Genomic DNA, 18,050 nt, shown 5'->3' with positions numbered 1-18,050 from the left:
AACAGATTCTATAGAATACAGTATTGACATCCACTTTCACAATGCTATACTCTGTTTGTAAACATTATTCTGAATTATTAAAAGGGGAGTGCGAAAATTGGATGTACAGTTAAAAGGAATACATGCGTTATTCGACACCAGTGCGGATGCTCTAGTAATTGGATTGTATGAGGATGGGCAGAATGACAACGTCTTACGGCAGCTTTCAGAGAAAATGAAACAGGATCTATCGTCGTTTTTCGAAGAACAGGAATTGGGAACCTATGCTTCTCTCACTTCCCTCTTTACATTTGGCAGTGTGCCGATGAAACAAGTCGTTTTCCTTGGTCTCGGCAGAAAGGAAGAACAGAGTTTCGACCGCTTACGTAAAGCTACTGGCCGTCTCGTTCGGAAGCTGAAAACGGAAAGTATTACTGACATCGCATTTTACAGTGCACATACGGATCAAGTTTCAAGCAAACGCTTTGGACAAGCAATTACAGAAGCATTTTATCTATCTAACTATGAATATAAGGAGTTTTTTAAACAGGACGAAAGTGAAGCGCGGAAGCAACTGTATCTGTTCGTCGATGACCCTGATAACGAAGAACTGCAACAAGGTCTGGCCCTCGGCAAGGCAATCGGTGAAAGCACAGTTTATGCTCGTAATCTGATGAATGCCCCAGCCAATTACTTGACTCCAGTCGCCCTCAAAGATGAAATCGTCAAAATGGCGGGCAAATACGGTCTAGAAACAAATGTGCTCAATCAGTCTCAATTGGAAGAATTGAAAATGGGAGGGATTCTAGGTGTCGCACAAGGTAGTGTGCTGAAGCCGTATGTGGTCACCGTCAAGTATGAAGGCAATCCTTTATCCGACGAAGTGCTTGGTCTAATTGGAAAAGGTGTCACTTTCGATACGGGAGGTATTTCGTTGAAAGCGAAACCTGGCCTTGAATTATTAAAAAAAGACATGGGTGGATCCGCTTCGATGATTGGCGTAATGGAGACAATCGCAAAGCTGAAACCAAAAGTGAACTTGCTGCTTGTCGTCGGCTGTGTCGAAAATATGCCTTCCGGTTCTGCCTATAAACCTGGGGATGTTGTGACAATGATGGACGGCAAGACCGTTGAAATCATTTCGACGGATGCAGAAGGAAGATTAGTCCTAGGCGATTGCATCACATACGCTAAATCACTAGGTGTCACATCACTCATCGATTGCGCAACATTAACCGGTGCTGTAAGGGTTGCACTTGGATATATCGCGGCAGGCGTCATGGGCAATAAACAGGAAATGATTGATAAATTATTGGCGAGTGCGAAAGAAGGAGGCGAAAAAGCATGGCAGTTACCATTATATGACGAGTACTTCGATCCATTGAAGAGCCAGGTCGCCTATATGAAGAACTCCGGAGCCAAATTTGGAGGAGCGAGTGTTGCAGGCAAGTTTATCGAACAATTCGTCGGTGACACACCTTGGATTCATCTTGATATTTCAAGTTCCGGCTATACGCATGAAGCTAATGACCTTGGCCCAGTCGGCGCAACAGGTTCAATGATTAGCACGGTTACTCACTATGTCTTAAACCATCAAGCATAATTCGGTTCTCCTTTGGGAGAATTAATTTTTACGCAACGATACTATAGAATATATTATTTATCACTAAATAAATTCCATACTGGAGGTAGTTGAATTGAAGAAGACCATTCATGTTTTTTCTTTCGTAGCAATTATGCTTTTAGCAGTCATTCTTACCGCGTGTTCCAGTGATGATAATAAAACTGCAGACGGAAGCCAGAATTCCGACGAAAGCACAAGTAGCACTCCAAAAGTACTTAACTTCGCGAGCGCCAATGATTTACCGACATTGAATTCCTTAGAAGCGCGTGACACAGCATCTAACATAGCATTGAGCCACCTTATGTCAGGACTAATGCGAATGAACGAAAACAACGAACCCGTTCCGGAACTGATTGAAGGAATGCCCGAGATCAGTGACGACAAACTCGTCTATACATTCAAGATTTTAAAGGATGCAGTTTGGTCAGATGACACGCCTGTCACTGCTAATGACTTCGAATTTTCATGGAAGAAGATGGTGGACCCTGAAATTGCGGCTGTCTATTCATACATCTTCCCCGCTGCCGGCATTAAAAATGCGGAAGCGATTCTAGACCCGGAGCATGAATTATTCGGTAAGTACGAGGAACTGGGTGTGAAAGCACTCGATGAAAAGACATTGGAAGTAACACTGGACGTTGCAACACCTTACTTCTTAAGCATGCTAAGATTCACCCCTTTCATGCCGATTAATGAAGACTATTACAACGCCCAAGGTGAGTCTTATGCGCAAGAAACAGACAACCTCATCTATAACGGTCCGTATACGATGACAAAATGGATACGCGGAGACGGTTGGACATTCACGAAGAATCCAAAATATTGGGATGCGGATAACGTGACTATCGACGAAGCCAACTTCAAAGTCGTGAAAGAATTGACAACTCAAATCAATCTTTACCAACAGGGCAAATTGGATGTAGTAGACGGTCTTTCATCAGAGTTCGTTACTCAATATTCAGGTCAAGAAGACTTCAACACGTCACTTCAATCACGCGTTTCCTACTTGATGCTTAACACAAAAAAGGTGGAAGCATTCGGGAATAAAAACATCCGTGTCGCTATGTTGAATTCATTTGACCGCGAAGAGCTTGTCTCCAAAGTGTTAAATAACGGATCCATTGCAGCTCAATATTTTGTGGCGAAAGACTTCGTACAAGATGCAGACGGCAAGGATTTTAGAAACAAATCACCAGAAGGCTACAACCATAAGTCCCCTGAAGAAGCATTGGAACTATGGGAAAAAGGGTTACAGGAACTCGGAACAGATACGGTTTCCATCGAATTGCTCGTTTCAGGGACAGATCAAAGCAGTTCCAATTTAGCAGAATATGTGAAGAAACAGCTTGAAACAAAGCTGCCAGGCATGAAAATCACTATTAATAAACAACCGAATTCCAACTATTTAAGTCTTCGTCGCGAACGGAACTATGATATGAGTATTTCCGGCTGGGGCCCGGACTATCAAGACCCGATGACGTATTTAGATAAGTGGACGGATATTGCGGGTAACTATACCGACTGGATTAACGAGGACTATATTAGTCTAATTGACCAGGCAAAATTGGCAGGAGATGACCCGAAGAAACGATTCGACCTATTCCACCAGGCTGAAAAAATGCTTTTGGAAGAGGCTCCGATTTTGCCATTATGGCAAGCTGGTGATGCCTATTTACAAAAGCCTAATGTCAAAGGTATCGAAAGACCATCTTTCGGAACGAAGATTGTTTGGATGTACGCAGATATAGAATAAAAATCCATCTTTAACTGAAGCTTAAGCTTGCCGCAGCTCACAGTTGGATTGCGGCAAGTCCCTTACTGACAGAAACGAACTAACCAGGGGGTGCTACCCATCGCACGCTATATTCTCATCAGATTAACATACGCTATTATCACCTTATTCATCATTGCCACATTAACTTTTGTCGTCATGAAATTCTTGCCCGGTGATCCATATGGGAGTGAAGACGATCTGACAGACCAGCAAATCGCTGTGATGAATGAAAAATACGGCTTCGATAAACCGGTTACAACGCAATTTGCGCTCTATATGAAGAACTTGGTCAAGGGCGATTTAGGAACCTCTTTCCAATACCCAGGAAGAGATGTTAAAAAGGTTATTTTTCAAAAGTTTCCTGTATCCATGCAATTAGGCGTTGAAGCGCTGATCATTGGTACTTTATTAGGAATTCTGCTTGGTATTTTCTCAGCGCTAAAATATAACACCATCTGGGATTACGGGACAACCATTGTAGCTGTTTTAGGTATTTCTATACCGTCCTTTATATTAGCGGTACTTTTGCAACTGCTTCTATCTGTCAAATTAGGCTGGCTACCTGTTGGCTATTGGGATGGTCCGTTGCATCATGTATTGCCCGTCGCCGCATTGGCAACCGGCGTTGTCGCGACAATTTCAAGGTATACGCGTACTGAAATGCTCGAAATATTAGGTTCTGATTATATCGCTACTGCTGAAAGTAAAGGTCTAAGCAAGCAGACCGTCGTCACACAACACGCAGTCCGAAATTCATTGATTCCTGTCGTTACGGTGCTTGGCCCTAAAATGGTCAGTTTGATGACCGGTACATTGGTCATTGAAAGCATTTTCGCTATTCCGGGGTTAGGTGGGCAACTAATTGAGTCAATTATGACAAACGATTATCCAATGATCATGGGCATCACCCTATTCTACAGCGCATTATTCATAGGGGTCATGTTGCTCGTCGATGTCCTGTATGGAGTTATCGACCCTAGAATACGCTTGTCAGGGGATGGTACGTAATATGGTGAAAACAACTAACAAACGACAATTGGACATGTTCGAAAAAGCGACGATGGATAAAACCCAATCAGAGAAAATTGAAAGCTCAACAAATGGATTTTGGTCTGACGCAATTTCCCGGTTACTTAAAAACAAAGCGTCTGCCATCGCTTTGGCAATCATCATCATTCTGATGCTACTTTCCGTATTCGGTCCATTCATGAACAGCTATGGATTTGACGATCAAGATGTCAGCAGAGCCTATTTACCACCCAAAGTGCCCATTCTTGAAAACATTTCATGGCTCGGTATGGACGGTACGGATATTAACGGTAACGATCAATATGCAATTAAAGACGTCGATACATATTTCTGGTTTGGCACAGACAGTCTCGGACGTGATCAATGGACGCGGATTTGGGAAGGTACACGTGTATCATTGTTCATCGCTCTGCTCGCTGCAGCAATTGACCTGGTCATCGGAGTTGTTTACGGTGGTATATCCGCTTATTACGGTGGGCGGGTCGATAATATCATGCAGCGGATTCTAGAAATATTAATCGGTTTGCCGAATCTAATTTTGATTTTACTAGTCATACTTCTGCTCCAACCTGGAATTACTTCTATTGTAATCGCGATGACGATTACAGGATGGACAGGCATGTCAAGGGTTGTACGGGGACAAATGCTGAAACTGAAAAATGAGGAATATGTGCTAGCTGCGAGGACTTTAGGTGCTCCCCACCATAAGGTTATCTTTAAGCATTTGATGCCAAACTCTTTGGGGCAGATCATCATTACGACGATGTTCACTATTCCAAGTGCTATTTTCTTTGAAGCATTCCTTAGTTTCATCGGTTTAGGTATCCGTGCTCCGCAAGCCTCACTTGGCTCATTGGCGAGTGAAGGGTACAGTGCAGTCACTATCTTCCCGCATATCGTCATTTGGCCGGCACTGATCATCTCATTGCTCTTGATCTCTTTTAATATTTTAGCAGACGGGCTCCGAGATGCATTTGACCCAAAAATGAGAGTGTAGGAGGAATTCCATGAACCAACTATTAGACGTTACAGATCTATCCGTTTCTTTCAATACGTACGCCGGCGAAGTAAAAGCTGTCAGAGGCATCAATCTCCAACTTTCAGCCGGGGAGACATTAGCAATTGTCGGTGAATCGGGTTCCGGTAAATCGGTCACCTCCCGCGCAATTATGCGAATTCTGAAAAAGCCCGGTAAGATTACAGGCGGGAGAGTATTGTATAACGGCAAAGACCTAACGACTTTATCCGATAAAGCGATGCAAAAGATCCGTGGGGCAGAGATTTCTATGGTTTTCCAAGACGCAATGACTTCCTTGAATCCCACGATGACAATAGGGCGGCAGATTTCTGAAGGATTAAAGAAACACCAGAAGCTGTCCAGTAAAGAAGCTAAGACTCAGACGGTTGAACTATTGAAAAAAGTAGAAATTCCGAATCCAGAAGTACGGTATAAGCAATATCCTCACCAATTTTCAGGAGGTATGCGGCAACGGGCCGTCATTGCAATGGCACTTGCCTGCAATCCGAAAGTACTGATTGCGGATGAACCGACGACTGCGCTCGACGTCACTATCCAAGGACAAATTCTAGAGCTCTTGCGTGATTTGCAGAACGTATTGAATATGGGCATCATCTTCATCACACATGATTTAGGAGTTGTCGCCAATTTAGCGGACCGCGTCGCAGTTATGTATGCAGGCGTCATTGTGGAAACTGGCACAGTTGATGAACTGTTCTATAATCCGAAGCATCCGTATTTATGGGGTCTGCTAGCTTCAATGCCTAAATTGCATATGGGCTCAAAATTACGAGCCATACCGGGGACTCCTCCGAATTTATTGACGCCGCCATTAGGTTGTCCTTTCGCCGCACGTTGTCCGTACGCGATGAAAGTCTGCCTGGAGGAAATGCCAGCACGCTCAGATGTGTCGCCTACCCATAGCGCCGCATGTTGGTTATTGGATACTAACGCGCCTTCAGTTAGTTTGCCGCAGGAATCCATAGTAGGAGGTGAAGTATATGCAGTCAAATGAAGTGCTGATTGAAGTGGAAAACTTAGAGAAACATTTTAAAGTTGGAAAAAAACAAGTAGTGAAAGCTGTTAATGACTTGTCGTTCTCCATTTATAAAGGTGAAACATTAGGGCTCGTCGGTGAATCAGGTTGTGGTAAGTCAACTACGGGCAGAACGATTATGGGACTCTATGAACCGACAAACGGACATGTTCTATTTGATGGAAAGAATATCCATTCAGGGACCGGCAATATGAAAACACGCGCTAAAAATATGCAAATGATCTTCCAAGATCCTTATTCGTCACTGAATCCAAGGATGACCGTACAAGACTTAATCTCTGAAGGTGCGGATTACCAGCGTATAGCAACCTCCAAAAAGGAGCGGAAAGAACTTGTCGGCACATTACTCGAAACCGTCGGATTAAATCGGGAGCACGCGAACCGGTACCCCCATGAGTTCAGCGGTGGACAAAGACAGCGTATTGGTATTGCCCGTGCATTGGCGGTCAATCCGGAATTTATCATTCTGGATGAACCCATTTCCGCACTCGACGTGTCCATTCAGGCCCAAGTAGTCAATCTGCTTCAAGAACTGCAGGAAGAGAGAGGATTGACTTATCTATTCATCGCCCACGACCTGTCGATGATTAAACATATTAGCGACCGGGTTGGTGTCATGTATTTAGGAAGAATGGTTGAGTTGACGACGAGTGAAAAGTTGTACAATAAACCGCTTCATCCTTATACGCAAGCATTAATCTCCTGGATACCTTTACCGGATCCAAGAGTTGAAAAAAACAGAGAACGAATCGAGTTGCGCGGAGAAATCGCAAGTCCATTGTCGCCGCCTAGCGGATGCGCATTCCGAACAAGATGTCCATTTGCCATGGATATTTGTGCACAAGTCGTCCCGGCTTTCAAAGAAATAGAAGAAGAACATTTTGTATCGTGTCATTTATATGAAAAGAAAAACTAAAAATATCCGGAAGGTGGAAACTTTTATGAATCAAATCCTTATGGCCAAAGGCGCCAAGCAAGTTGTTGAAGTATGTGCACAAGTGAAAGAGAATGAGAAGGTCGTCATCATTACGGAACCAAAAACGATGTCCATCGCTGAAAGTGTAGCGGCTGCAGTTGTCGCAGTCGGAGCGGAGCCGGTCATTTCGATTATCATGCCCCGCACTTCCGATAGTGCCGAGCCGCCTGAGACTGTCGCTGCCGCAATGCTAGAAAGTGATGTATTCATCAGTGCCGTATTCACATCCATCACCCATACATACGCGGTGAAAAACGCTGTACAGAACGGTTCACGCGGGATCATGTTGACACAATTTGAAGAACATATGCTCATCGATAGCGGCGTCATGGCTGATTTCCCGAAAGCCGCGCCGACTTGTGAAGCAGTTGCAAAAGCACTTGAGAACGCTGAGGTCATTCATCTGAAAACAAGTCATGGAACGGATTTGACGATGTCGGCAACTGGCCGCAAGTCCAACGCCATGACAGGTATGGTAAAAGCCGGTCAATTCGCGCCAGTTCCGACAATCGAAGCAAACGTCTCCCCTCTTGAAGGCACAGCAAACGGAACAATCGTCACGAATGCGAGCATCCCGTATATTGGCATCGGCCTTGTGAAAGAGAATGTGGTTGTCACTGTAAAGGATGGTATGATTACAAATATTGAAGGTGGCTACGAAGCACAAATTTTGAAAGACGACCTTGCTTCAAAAAATGATGAAAACGTCTATAATATTGCAGAAATCGGTGTGGGTCTGAATCCGCGCTGTAAATTCAACGGATTGATGCTAGAAGATGAAGGTGTATTTGGCTCCGTCCATATCGGTATCGGATCGAGCATTACGCTTGGCGGAACAGTGAAAGCGGCTTGTCATTATGATCTCATTATGACAGGAGTAACACTCGTCGCTGACGGTGTGACGATTATTGAAGACGGCAATGTATTATTATAATTAACAGCATATATAACCAATCAAATGAAGGAAGATAACACATCTCCCTTCATTTGTTTTACATACACGAAAGGAACTATTCGAATGAACCCGATACATACTGTAAAACGCATGCTACAAGTGAATTTAAATGTCCTGCCAGGCGAGGATTTGCTCATCGTGATTGACTCGACGAAAAAGGACTTAGGGAATGTCTTTGTACAAGCCGGCAAGGCAGTCGGTGCTGTCACCGAGCTACTGGCTTTCGAACCGAGTGGAAAGTCAGGCACCGAACCGCCTCTTTCGATTGCAAAAGCCATGAAAGAAGCTGATGTTGCAATCTGTATTACGGCTCATTCCCTTTCCCATACGAATTCGAGGAAACACGCTGCCGCTGCCGGAACCCGTGTCGCAACGATGCCTGGTTTGACAGCAGATATGCTCGAAACTGGTGCTTTACTTGCAGACTATGAGGAGGTTCAAAAAACTGGCGAGCTAATTGCTGAACAACTAAAAAATAGCCGTGAAGTGACAATCCATACAGAAAATAAAGTACTGACGTTCAGAATCGATGGCCGTTCGCCAAAGGTCAGTTCGGGTTTGTTGCGCGGATGCGGGCAGTCAGGTAATCTTCCGTCCGGCGAAACGTATATTGCACCGCTCGAAGGAACCGCTAACGGGGAAATCGTCATTGACGGATCCATTGCTGATATTGGTCGACTGACGAAAGCGGTTACAATCAGGGTGGAAAATGGTAAACTAGTAGCAGCAAGCGGAAGTCAAGGGGAAGCATTACTCGCACTGCTTGGGGATGGAGACGGCAGGATGTTAGCGGAATTAGGCATTGGAACAAATCCGATGGCGAGGATGACAGGCAATGTGCTCGAAGATGAAAAGAAAGCGGGTACTTGTCATATCGCATTCGGATCCAATCATACATTCGGCGGGACAATCCATGCGGACGTCCATATCGACTGCGTTATTACACGCCCTCAGCTGTTCATTGACGGGAAACTCATTTTGGCACACGGAAAAATCGTTGGTTGACGATTGTCACGGGAAAGGAGCAATTCTATGAGTATTAATAAAATTAAATCGGTCGGTAGGCAGCCGCTCAATGTCGTTGTCTATGAACATATTAAGACTGCTATTATCGAAGGGGATATCGAGCCAGGGACCCGCCTTACGGAGACGAAAGTGAGCGAGCAGATGAATGTCAGTACGACACCTGTTCGAGAAGCATTCCGGAGGCTGGCATCCGAAGGCCTCGTCAAAATCATCCCTTGGCGCGGGGCTATTGTGCAGGAGTTCACCGATACGGAAATTACAGAAGTGTATCAATGCCGTGAATCGCTCGAAATGCTTGCCGTCGAACTCGCGACAGAACAGATTGACGCGGAAGGCATCCGTAAGTTGTATGCACTTGTCGAGCAGTCGAACGAAACGACAGATTTCACAAAATACGTTGACATCAACTCAGAAATCCATAATACACTGCTCCATTACGCCAACAACCGGACGCTGAATAACTTGCTGAGCCAACTAAACGATGTTATTTACCACAACCGGAATTTGTCATCTTACAGCGATGTCCGGCGTGCTGAAATTCATGAAGAACATCTGCAAATTGTCTCTTCTATAGAAAAGCGCGATAAGACGGCAGCGAGTGAAGCGATGCGGATCCATGTCAATAACGGATTTGAATACATTAAAGCACGCCTAACGAAAAATGAACAGCCCAAAATTCAAAAACCGGATTCCGTTTGAGCGGAGTCCGGTTACGTATTTCTATAGCAGAAACCGCAAGCTTTCAAGATAACTCATTACCGCAGAATCCCCGATGAGCTTGAAAAGGATTGTGAATGAACCCCCGAGTACGAGTGCGAACAAGCAGAACCCATAAAAAGAGTCTACCCCTTTCGGCCGTTTCGATAAGAGAACTGCCGCTACATACAACGGTATGAGCAACATTACAACGACGATGCCCGCAATGAGCAACAAACTTCCGTAAAAGCCTGAATTCATAAGGATGAACGCTAAAGCTGCTAGAGTGATCGCAATGCCAGGCAACGCGTGCGCACTATAAATCAATGTGATTTTCTGCATTGAATAATCCGGTCCGAACAGCTTTGCGCCTACTTGCAGTGCAAACAGAACAATAACGAAACTGACAAAGACAAACAAGAAAATATGCCAAAATACAAGGAAGTGAGATGGTATTTCCTGCATCGTCGCCCCGACTTCATCCAAGACGATAAATGAGTCCTGTAAAACATCTTTAATCGCCATGAATACCGTCAAGCTGAAAAGAAGTGCATACAGCATCAATGACACGACTGCATGTGTCAGATCATGCGATTGTCCATTAAAACTGATAGACGGATGTTTTACATGCCGCAGAAAATAGTGTCCATATTCTTTCAACCGTTCTTTCAGTTGATCGAACTGCACACTTGTATCGACTCGCTCTACAAACACTTCTCCCGGCACGTTCTCGATTTGCATTGCCCCTTGTTCAGTAATGGGATAGCCCGCTACTTGCAATCGTGTGCCACATCTTAAACAGAACTGCCCTTCTCTTTGTTCATTTCCACAATGAACACATTTCATCCATTCCCCTCCGTTATTTACCGGTTATTGTCAAAACTTCTATAGTAAAAAGCTAATAAATCCTTATAGATTATGGGTTTCAATAAAAAAAACTTGCCACCCCCTAAATTCTACGGATAATTGAGGTTACCAGACACCCAACATCCAGAATAGGAAGTGACAAGTTGTACCCTCAATTATTAGCTTATTTACTTCAATATATCAAGTACCAGCACACAATTATTATTACGTTACTTACGGTAGTGCTTGGAAAGGCCGTCGGGAGTGTGCGGCCCGATGAGCCTGTAGACAAGCCTTATCGAAAACTTCAGATTGATGAGCTTCCCGTTCTGGAGAAACTCGAGAAGCTGTCCTTTCAGGACTTATTGGATGATTATTTTAAAGCCCATGGGAAGTCTCTAAAACCCGTCCAGCGACGAAAGAATGCCAAATCGAGCGTTCCTGAAAAGCTGTGCTGTCCGCGGTGTAGTGCTCCATCCAGCTACCTGTATGCGAACAACGGAGACAAAGGGCAATTCCAATGTAAAGTCTGCGGATGCCTCTTTAATAAACAAAGCCGGTATCTGAAGGAAGCCATCCTCAAATGTCCCCACTGCTTAAAAACACTTGAAAAAGTAAAAGAACGAAAGGACTTCGACGTTTTCAAATGTAAGAACAATGACTGTTCCTATTACCAAAAGAAGTTGCGCCAAATGACACAAGCAGAAAAGAAACGATTCAAGGAAGATCCCCAGGCCTTCAAAGTTCGGTATATTTACCGTCAGTTTCAATTCGATTTCAAACCGATGGCAGATGCGTCCCCGGTTCAACCTAAGGTGGATCTCTCCAGGATCTATGTGTCTTCACACACACTCGGGCTCATTCTTACGTACCACGTAAACTATGGCATCTCCGCACGGAAGACCGCAGCGCTGATGAGAGACGTTCATAACGTGCATATTTCTCATCAAAGTGTGCTGAACTACATGAACAGTGTTGCGTTGACGGTGAAGCCTTTTGTGGATAATTTCCCGTACGAGTTGTCTGATCAGTTCTGTGGGGATGAAACCTACATCCGTGTAAACGGGCGCTGGCATTACATCTTCTTCTTTTTCGATGCCGCTAAGAAGGTCATCCTGTCCTATCGGACTTCACCGAATCGGGACACCTTTTCAGCGATTCGCGCCCTGGATGATATGTTCAGGAAGATGAAGACCATTCCAGAGAACTTGAACATCGTGGTGGACGGAAACCCTATCTACCTGTTGGCCCAACAATTCTTTGCGCAACACGATATCCATTTTGATGTGACACGTGTAATCGGGCTGACAAACGAAGACCCTGTGTCAACTGAATATCGTCCATTGAAGCAAATCATCGAGCGTTTGAACCGGACATTTAAAGGGAACTACCGCGCCACCCATGGCTTTGGTTCCGAAGATGGATCGGTTTCTCACGTGACGCTGTTTGTCGCGTACTTCAACTTTCTCCGTCCTCATTCATCCTTGGAAGGCCGGGTACCTGTGATTGTCCCAGAATTGAAGGAAATGCCTCACATGCCCGCTCGATGGACGAAACTGATTGAACTATCGCAACAGTGGCTGACCGAGAATGCCAGCTGACTTTTTGTTTAGCTGAGCTTTTGGGAACATCGTGAATCGAGCAATCGGCGAAGCGAACTCTTGACAAACCGAACGGAGAAAAAGGTTAAAATTGGTTAAAGTCAAGGGCTATTTGTCATGTCTTCTTTTTGTCCCCTTCGCCCTTGGTGCACACTACGCAACCTTTTTCGACTGTTTGTCAAGAGCGATTGCGGTACATGGCCGACGACTTACTGTAGTGCGAGTCGCGAATTTGAGTTTTCATAGAAATTTTGACACTACCATTTACCGATACTGTATGGATTTCACCCGATACAGCTAGATTTCTCTACTAGTACTGTATTATCCATACACGATGGGTAGTACAACTTCAGAAAAACTAACAGACGAATAGCTTCATTGAACAGGCGAGAGGGACTTTTCTATTAACGATTGTTCTTGCATCTGACGTGCAACCGCTTCTTCCTCCCATTTCCCGCACTGCCAGAAATAGATATCGAGAAACCGCATCTCAGGTAGACTATGCTGTATGAACGGAGTAAACTCCTCCTCATACTCTTTGAAGAATTCCACTAACACGTTGAGGGAATCGACCGTCAACGAACTACTCAAGTCATTCAAGGTGAGACCCCGAATGAGATAACGGTCATAAGCAGGAATGCAGCCAAAAACACCTGATAGAATTTTTGTGACGAGCGTGTCAGACGCTTTAATATGCGGCTCATAACATTCCCGCGTCACCTCCATCAAGTCCAGCAGATCGGCTACACCATCGGGCTTAACCATCTTTCTGCCTTCTTCCGTATAATAAAAATGATATTCCGGATCAGCTACAACCTTCTTGATAAAATTCAAGTGGATTCGATAATCTACTTGCAACAATTTTGAACGCTCACCCATCATATCCAAACTTGCCAAATAAAAACCTAGATGTAATGCAGCCACGTCTTGGACCGCTTCTGTATGCAATTCGGCGTGATTTTCCTTAAAATAGTTATAACAGTGAACCCATGAACGATAACGGTGATGTACATTTTCCTTCGCAGGCTCAATATACGAGCCTAGCATTTTCTTAATCACCTTTCTCCCTTCTTTCCTTAGAATAATTTAGTAATTTAAACTTTCTCCAACAATACTAATTCAACAAAGTTGAAGAAAACCCTTTTTAAATTGCATAAAAATTCAAATTTATTTTTCTCTATTCAAAAAACTATAAAAGCCCTTCCCAAAAGAAAAGAGCTCCGTATACAATTCAAGCCTATTCAATTCACAACATATTGAACTAACCCTTTTGCATTCGCATACAGCGCAGCATGTGTCCGGTCTGCCAGGTTAAGCTTAGCGAGCACTTGGCTGACGTGCTTTTTCACGGTGTATTCTGTAATATACAGCATCTGTGAAATCTCTTTATTGGATAACCCTTTCCCTAATTCAATGAGAACTTCTGTCTCTTTCGGTGTCAAGGAATCCATAACTCTCTCTTTTCCAGGTGCTTTACGCATGTTGATGGCGAAATCCAACACCCCCTGATCATAGTAATTTCGCCCTTTGCGGATCATATTCAGCGCATGCAGCAATTCTTCCGGCAACGCTTCTTTCAATATATATCCGGCAACATCCAATTCTTTCGCACCCATAAAGTCCTTTTCATCTGTTGATGATGTTAGTACGACAAATTTGCACCTCACGCCTTGATGTTGAGCCTCTTTTATCAAATCGAGGCCGGATTCCCTGCCTAACCTCAAGTCTACTAATGCCAGTTCAGGTTTTGTTGTCTTAAACAGCTCCAGCGCTTCCTTGCCGTTTGTCGCTTCTCCAAGAAGTTCGATTGTTCCGCTCATCGTTAAAATGGACGCCAACCCTTTTCTTACTAATGGATGATCATCTACAATCACAACTCTCATAATCCAGCCACCTCTTGTTCCTTCAATTTTTTCACTACCGGCAGTTCTATTTGAACCGTTGTGCCTGTCCCGACTTCCGCCTCTATTAAAAAACTTCCCCCGAATGATGCAACACTATTTTTCATATTCATTAGACCAATTCCCTGCTCATTCAACTTCATGGTCTTGGATGTTGAAAAGCCTCTGCCATTATCACTAATTTCAACTGTTGTAACCGTTTCCATAATGACAAGTGTTACTTTAATAACGGTTGCGTTGCCATGCCGGGTCGCATTGCCGCATGCTTCGCAAATCACTCTGTACAGGACTTCTTTTAACTCTGTAAAAATCAGTGATTCATGACCCTTCAACGCATAGTCAATGCGAATAGCATTTAACCGGGCATACTCATCCAAATACGTTGTTAAGCGGTCGAAAAAAGGCGTTTCTCCCTTTTTAAACGAGCTGAGCCGGTAAATCGCTGACCGTAATTCTTTAATCGTCGTTTGCGCAGATTCCGAGAGAAAGGCATATTCGCCGTCCAACTCTTCCGCTGTGATTGTGTCTTTACGAACGCGCAGGCCATGCAATGAATACGAAATGCCAAATAATCTTTGCGCTACACTGTCATGGATTTCATTGGCAATCCGATTTTGCTCTTCATTAATAATGAATTGGTTTTTCAGTTGTTCCATATGCATTTGTTCCAACAAGATTTCACTTAAATTTGCTAAGAACTCAAACGGGCGTCTAAATAAGAATGTATGTGTAATCGGAACATCAGCGGAAACTTCCACTCCAATCACTCCGACATGGACGGACGTACGGACGATTTTCATGAAATAGAGCTCATCGCCTATTTTGCTAATGAAAGTACCCGGTTTCATCTGTATCGTGCTCCAGGCCTTTTTCAAATCCGCTTCCAACTCGACATTCGCCGTCCTATTGACGAATTGATTGTTCTCATAACCGACTGTCGTCAACCAAAAAAACACTGAATTACTTTGTGTACATGTCGCTACAGATGCAGCAATGTTATCCATTAATACGCGAGGATTCGTAGTCGAAGATGCAACATCCATCAGTCGGTAATAAGACATAATATGTTCCATTATAATGCGTGATTGCGTATTCGTTTCGGTCAGTTGTTCATTGATCCGTACAAGGTCACCTTGCTGTTTTTCCAATAAAACCGTCTGAAGCAGTAATTCACGCGTTAGTTGGGAAAAAAGGGTTGCCAATAAAATTGTCAGCGTGCTAACGAGATACACAATTGATATGTCGTTGATGATCTCTTCAAATGACCCGAAACGTGTAGCAATTAGTGTCGCACTGCCTAAATAGACGGCCAGTATGCCCCATGCAAAAAACGGAGTCAAAAAACTCGCGGCTACCAACACAGGGTTCAACGCATACCAGATGAACGGACTGACAATTCCTCCTGTCGGCAACAGCAGACACGTCAATCCGACTGTTTCAATTACAACTAGCAACTTGAGGATTTTACGCTGTTGAATATACTTTCTCTGCAGATCTGCAATTATCCAACCGGCAACAATGAGTCCGAATACGACGCCTACTTTAAAAATGAGTGGAGATGGTGTTCCGATAAAGAAAACACATGACGTCAGCAACAAGGAAATTGTTCGATAGACAAAACCGAGATGCAACATACTCGATGGATTTCGAATGAGTTGACCATCAATTTCGCGCATAGACGTCAACACCCTCAATCCATTTCTTAACTTGGCTAGTTTCTTCACGAACAGACTGCAATTCGTATTCATAACAAGACGTGCCGTCGATTAGAAAGTAGATGCCTCGATTCTGTTCCGTAATTTCACAGAAGAAAATCGGCAGTTCTTTCTCGTCTGAAATGGCAAGTACAGAAGTAAAGGCGGTAAGCGTAATGACGGACTTGTCTTGTCGATTTTCATGATTCACTACTGCAATGATGCGTTTTCCATATTTTTTATGGATGAGCTCCATTTCCGTAGGTTTTCGTCCGTTGTTTCTATTCACTACGTTTTTATTCAGGTAAACCAATAAGCTAAGAATTAGTAATGCTAAAATAGAACTGACCGTCCTCACTAAACCGATGGGCAACAATAGTCCAAACAGACTAACCATATTCACAATCGCTTCGCTTGTTCCAAATGCTAACGAAGATGTGAATCCCTTCTCGCTCATTAGAACTATGCTGTCAAACGTATATTGAAATACGAGCTTGTCCGTCATTTCTATCGGCATCTCTTGCCCGCCGTAACTGATTGTCCCACTCACATTTGGTTGGATTTCTACTGTGTATTTAGAAGAAGAGATACCCGTTTCATCTTCGACTTGTGTCAGAAAATTACTGATTTTGACGAGATCGATAATATACTTCCCATCGATAATGTCGATAGTTGAGCCTTTCGTGTTAAACGTTTGCTGTTCTTCTAACGGGAATGTCTTCTCCCATAAATCTTCAGCAATCACTGTCATTTCTACTCGGTGGGTTCCATGGATCGCTACTTCTTTCTCTGATACGATTTTCGTGTTCATCGTAACCGGGATAGCTGTCGTGATTTTTTTAATCATCGACTCGCCCGCTTGTATCGTCCCTCCAGCCGGATAGAGAACGTTTGGCGTAACCGTTGCCTCATACGTATAGTTTGTTTCTAACTTTGCCTGATTGCTATTCTCTTCCATTGTTACAGTCACTGGTTTTGTGAATGAATAGATGCAAACCACAAGCGTCACCGCCAGTAGGATGACAGCCGCTACATGGGATGTAGTCTTCATAGTGCCGCCCCAAATTTTCATTGCTTTTTTCATAGTAACAGCCCCCTCATCATTGCAATTTCAACTTTACGATATATACTCTATTCGCTGCCAGGCTGCGTTTTTTCCACTATATCCTCTTCGTTTTCTTCTAGTTCATCTTGCACTTGCACTTCCATTTCTATTTTCTCTTCTATTTCGTTTTCTATATCCATATCTATATCTATCTCTTTATCTCTTTCTATCTCTATTTCTACTTCCTCTTCTACTTCCAAAATTTCCTCTTCCACCAGCTCCAATAAAATCACATCCACATTGCTTTGAGGAATTGCCGAGTCAATCAAAGCACTTCCATTTTGCCATTCTGCTTCAATCGTTAAGACCGTATTTAGTAACGATGCCGGTTCCCCGACTATCGTAAACTCTTGCAATCTGGCAGGTTCGATCGATGATGATTCCAGCGGGAAGAAATCGGACCCCGAAATCCTTACAGCCTGATCCGTATTATTCGTAATCCAGAATTGCCTACCTTCCCCATAATGGATCGAAATGAGTGCTTGTCCATCCTGAACAGCTGATACTGCAACTTCACTTTTCAATCCGGCGTTGCTGTAACTCGTACTTTGATAAATCAAAGTCGATACAACTATTGCAAACGCCACTACATACAATAATCTTTTCAACCTCTTCCCTCCCTTTCCATAAAAAAATGCCCAATAGACATGGAAATAGCTCCACATGTCATTAGGCCGGTTGCACCACTAACTCCATACGTCTAAGGTGCCCACATAGAAGACGTACTTCACAGTTCCCTAACTATAATTAGATAATTCCCTTAATTATA

The 18,050-nt window shown here is 43.7% G+C and carries 16 protein-coding genes and 1 riboswitch; of the genes, 10 read left to right on the top strand and 6 right to left on the bottom strand.

Translation table 11 applies throughout. The features are described 5' to 3' along the window. Positions 1-97 precede the first annotated feature (97 nt). The 9 genes from QWT69_RS03080 to QWT69_RS03040 all read left to right on the top strand — a co-directional run bounded on the left by QWT69_RS03080 (position 98) and on the right by QWT69_RS03040 (position 10,137). On the top strand, positions 98-1,582 hold the full coding sequence (locus QWT69_RS03080) for a leucyl aminopeptidase (protein ID WP_317968861.1): 1,485 nt from the start codon (positions 98-100) through the stop codon (positions 1,580-1,582). A 94-nt stretch (positions 1,583-1,676) separates the two neighbouring features. Next, positions 1,677-3,356 (top strand): peptide ABC transporter substrate-binding protein, encoded by a 1,680-nt coding sequence (locus QWT69_RS03075; RefSeq protein WP_317968859.1) that lies wholly within the window; start codon positions 1,677-1,679, stop codon positions 3,354-3,356. Between the two features lie 99 nt (positions 3,357-3,455). After that, positions 3,456-4,385, top strand: coding sequence for an ABC transporter permease (locus tag QWT69_RS03070; RefSeq protein WP_317970873.1), 930 nt, complete (start codon positions 3,456-3,458; stop codon positions 4,383-4,385). Between the two features lies 1 nt (position 4,386). Then, positions 4,387-5,403: an oligopeptide ABC transporter permease gene (gene opp3C / locus QWT69_RS03065; RefSeq protein WP_317968857.1), complete on the top strand. Its 1,017-nt coding sequence runs from the start codon at positions 4,387-4,389 to the stop codon at positions 5,401-5,403. A gap of 10 nt (positions 5,404-5,413) precedes the next feature. Next, a complete protein-coding gene (locus tag QWT69_RS03060) occupies positions 5,414-6,439 on the top strand; it encodes an ABC transporter ATP-binding protein (RefSeq protein WP_317968855.1) in 1,026 nt (341 codons plus the stop codon). Then, positions 6,426-7,397 (top strand): ABC transporter ATP-binding protein, encoded by a 972-nt coding sequence (locus QWT69_RS03055; protein WP_317968853.1) that lies wholly within the window; start codon positions 6,426-6,428, stop codon positions 7,395-7,397. Before QWT69_RS03060 ends, QWT69_RS03055 begins: the two co-directional genes overlap by 14 nt. Before the next feature lie 25 nt (positions 7,398-7,422). Continuing rightward, positions 7,423-8,391 (top strand): aminopeptidase, encoded by a 969-nt coding sequence (locus QWT69_RS03050; RefSeq protein WP_317968851.1) that lies wholly within the window; start codon positions 7,423-7,425, stop codon positions 8,389-8,391. An 84-nt stretch (positions 8,392-8,475) separates the two neighbouring features. Further along, complete coding sequence (locus QWT69_RS03045; RefSeq protein ID WP_317968849.1) at positions 8,476-9,417, top strand: aminopeptidase; 942 nt, start codon at positions 8,476-8,478, stop codon at positions 9,415-9,417. A 27-nt stretch (positions 9,418-9,444) separates the two neighbouring features. After that, positions 9,445-10,137, top strand: coding sequence for a GntR family transcriptional regulator (locus tag QWT69_RS03040; protein WP_317968847.1), 693 nt, complete (start codon positions 9,445-9,447; stop codon positions 10,135-10,137). Between the two features lie 21 nt (positions 10,138-10,158). On the opposite strand, the gene QWT69_RS03035 is transcribed toward QWT69_RS03040, so the two are convergent. Next, positions 10,159-10,980, bottom strand: coding sequence for a hypothetical protein (locus QWT69_RS03035; protein WP_317968845.1), 822 nt, complete (start codon positions 10,978-10,980; stop codon positions 10,159-10,161). Between the two features lie 164 nt (positions 10,981-11,144). Here QWT69_RS03035 and QWT69_RS03030 point away from each other — a divergent pair, with 164 nt between their 5' ends. Next, positions 11,145-12,581 carry a DDE-type integrase/transposase/recombinase gene (locus QWT69_RS03030; protein WP_317966486.1) on the top strand — a complete coding sequence of 479 codons (1,437 nt, stop codon included), beginning with the start codon at positions 11,145-11,147 and terminating at the stop codon, positions 12,579-12,581. A gap of 375 nt (positions 12,582-12,956) precedes the next feature. Here the strand turns inward: QWT69_RS03030 and QWT69_RS03025 are convergent, their stop codons facing one another. The 5 genes from QWT69_RS03025 to QWT69_RS03005 all read right to left on the bottom strand — a co-directional run bounded on the left by QWT69_RS03025 (position 12,957) and on the right by QWT69_RS03005 (position 17,889). Then, positions 12,957-13,640: a hypothetical protein gene (locus QWT69_RS03025; RefSeq protein ID WP_317968843.1), complete on the bottom strand. Its 684-nt coding sequence runs from the start codon at positions 13,638-13,640 to the stop codon at positions 12,957-12,959. A 182-nt stretch (positions 13,641-13,822) separates the two neighbouring features. Next, positions 13,823-14,464 carry a response regulator gene (locus QWT69_RS03020; protein WP_317968841.1) on the bottom strand — a complete coding sequence of 214 codons (642 nt, stop codon included), beginning with the start codon at positions 14,462-14,464 and terminating at the stop codon, positions 13,823-13,825. After that, positions 14,461-16,158 carry a sensor histidine kinase gene (locus QWT69_RS03015; protein WP_317968839.1) on the bottom strand — a complete coding sequence of 566 codons (1,698 nt, stop codon included), beginning with the start codon at positions 16,156-16,158 and terminating at the stop codon, positions 14,461-14,463. The genes QWT69_RS03020 and QWT69_RS03015 overlap by 4 nt, the downstream gene beginning before the upstream one ends. Further along, positions 16,145-17,260 (bottom strand): DUF5305 family protein, encoded by a 1,116-nt coding sequence (locus tag QWT69_RS03010; protein WP_317968837.1) that lies wholly within the window; start codon positions 17,258-17,260, stop codon positions 16,145-16,147. Before QWT69_RS03010 ends, QWT69_RS03015 begins: the two co-directional genes overlap by 14 nt. Positions 17,261-17,307: 47 nt before the next feature. After that, positions 17,308-17,889, bottom strand: coding sequence for a hypothetical protein (locus QWT69_RS03005; protein ID WP_317968835.1), 582 nt, complete (start codon positions 17,887-17,889; stop codon positions 17,308-17,310). A 55-nt stretch (positions 17,890-17,944) separates the two neighbouring features. Then, positions 17,945-18,028, bottom strand: a riboswitch (cyclic di-GMP riboswitch). Between the last annotated feature and the right edge of the window lie 22 nt (positions 18,029-18,050).

Origin of the sequence: Sporosarcina oncorhynchi (assembly GCF_033304615.1) — a bacterium.
In the GTDB taxonomy this organism is placed as follows: Bacteria; Bacillota; Bacilli; order Bacillales_A; family Planococcaceae; genus Sporosarcina; species Sporosarcina oncorhynchi.
Note: the sequence above shows the minus strand (reverse complement) of the source record. Positions and strands in the feature narration are given on the sequence as shown.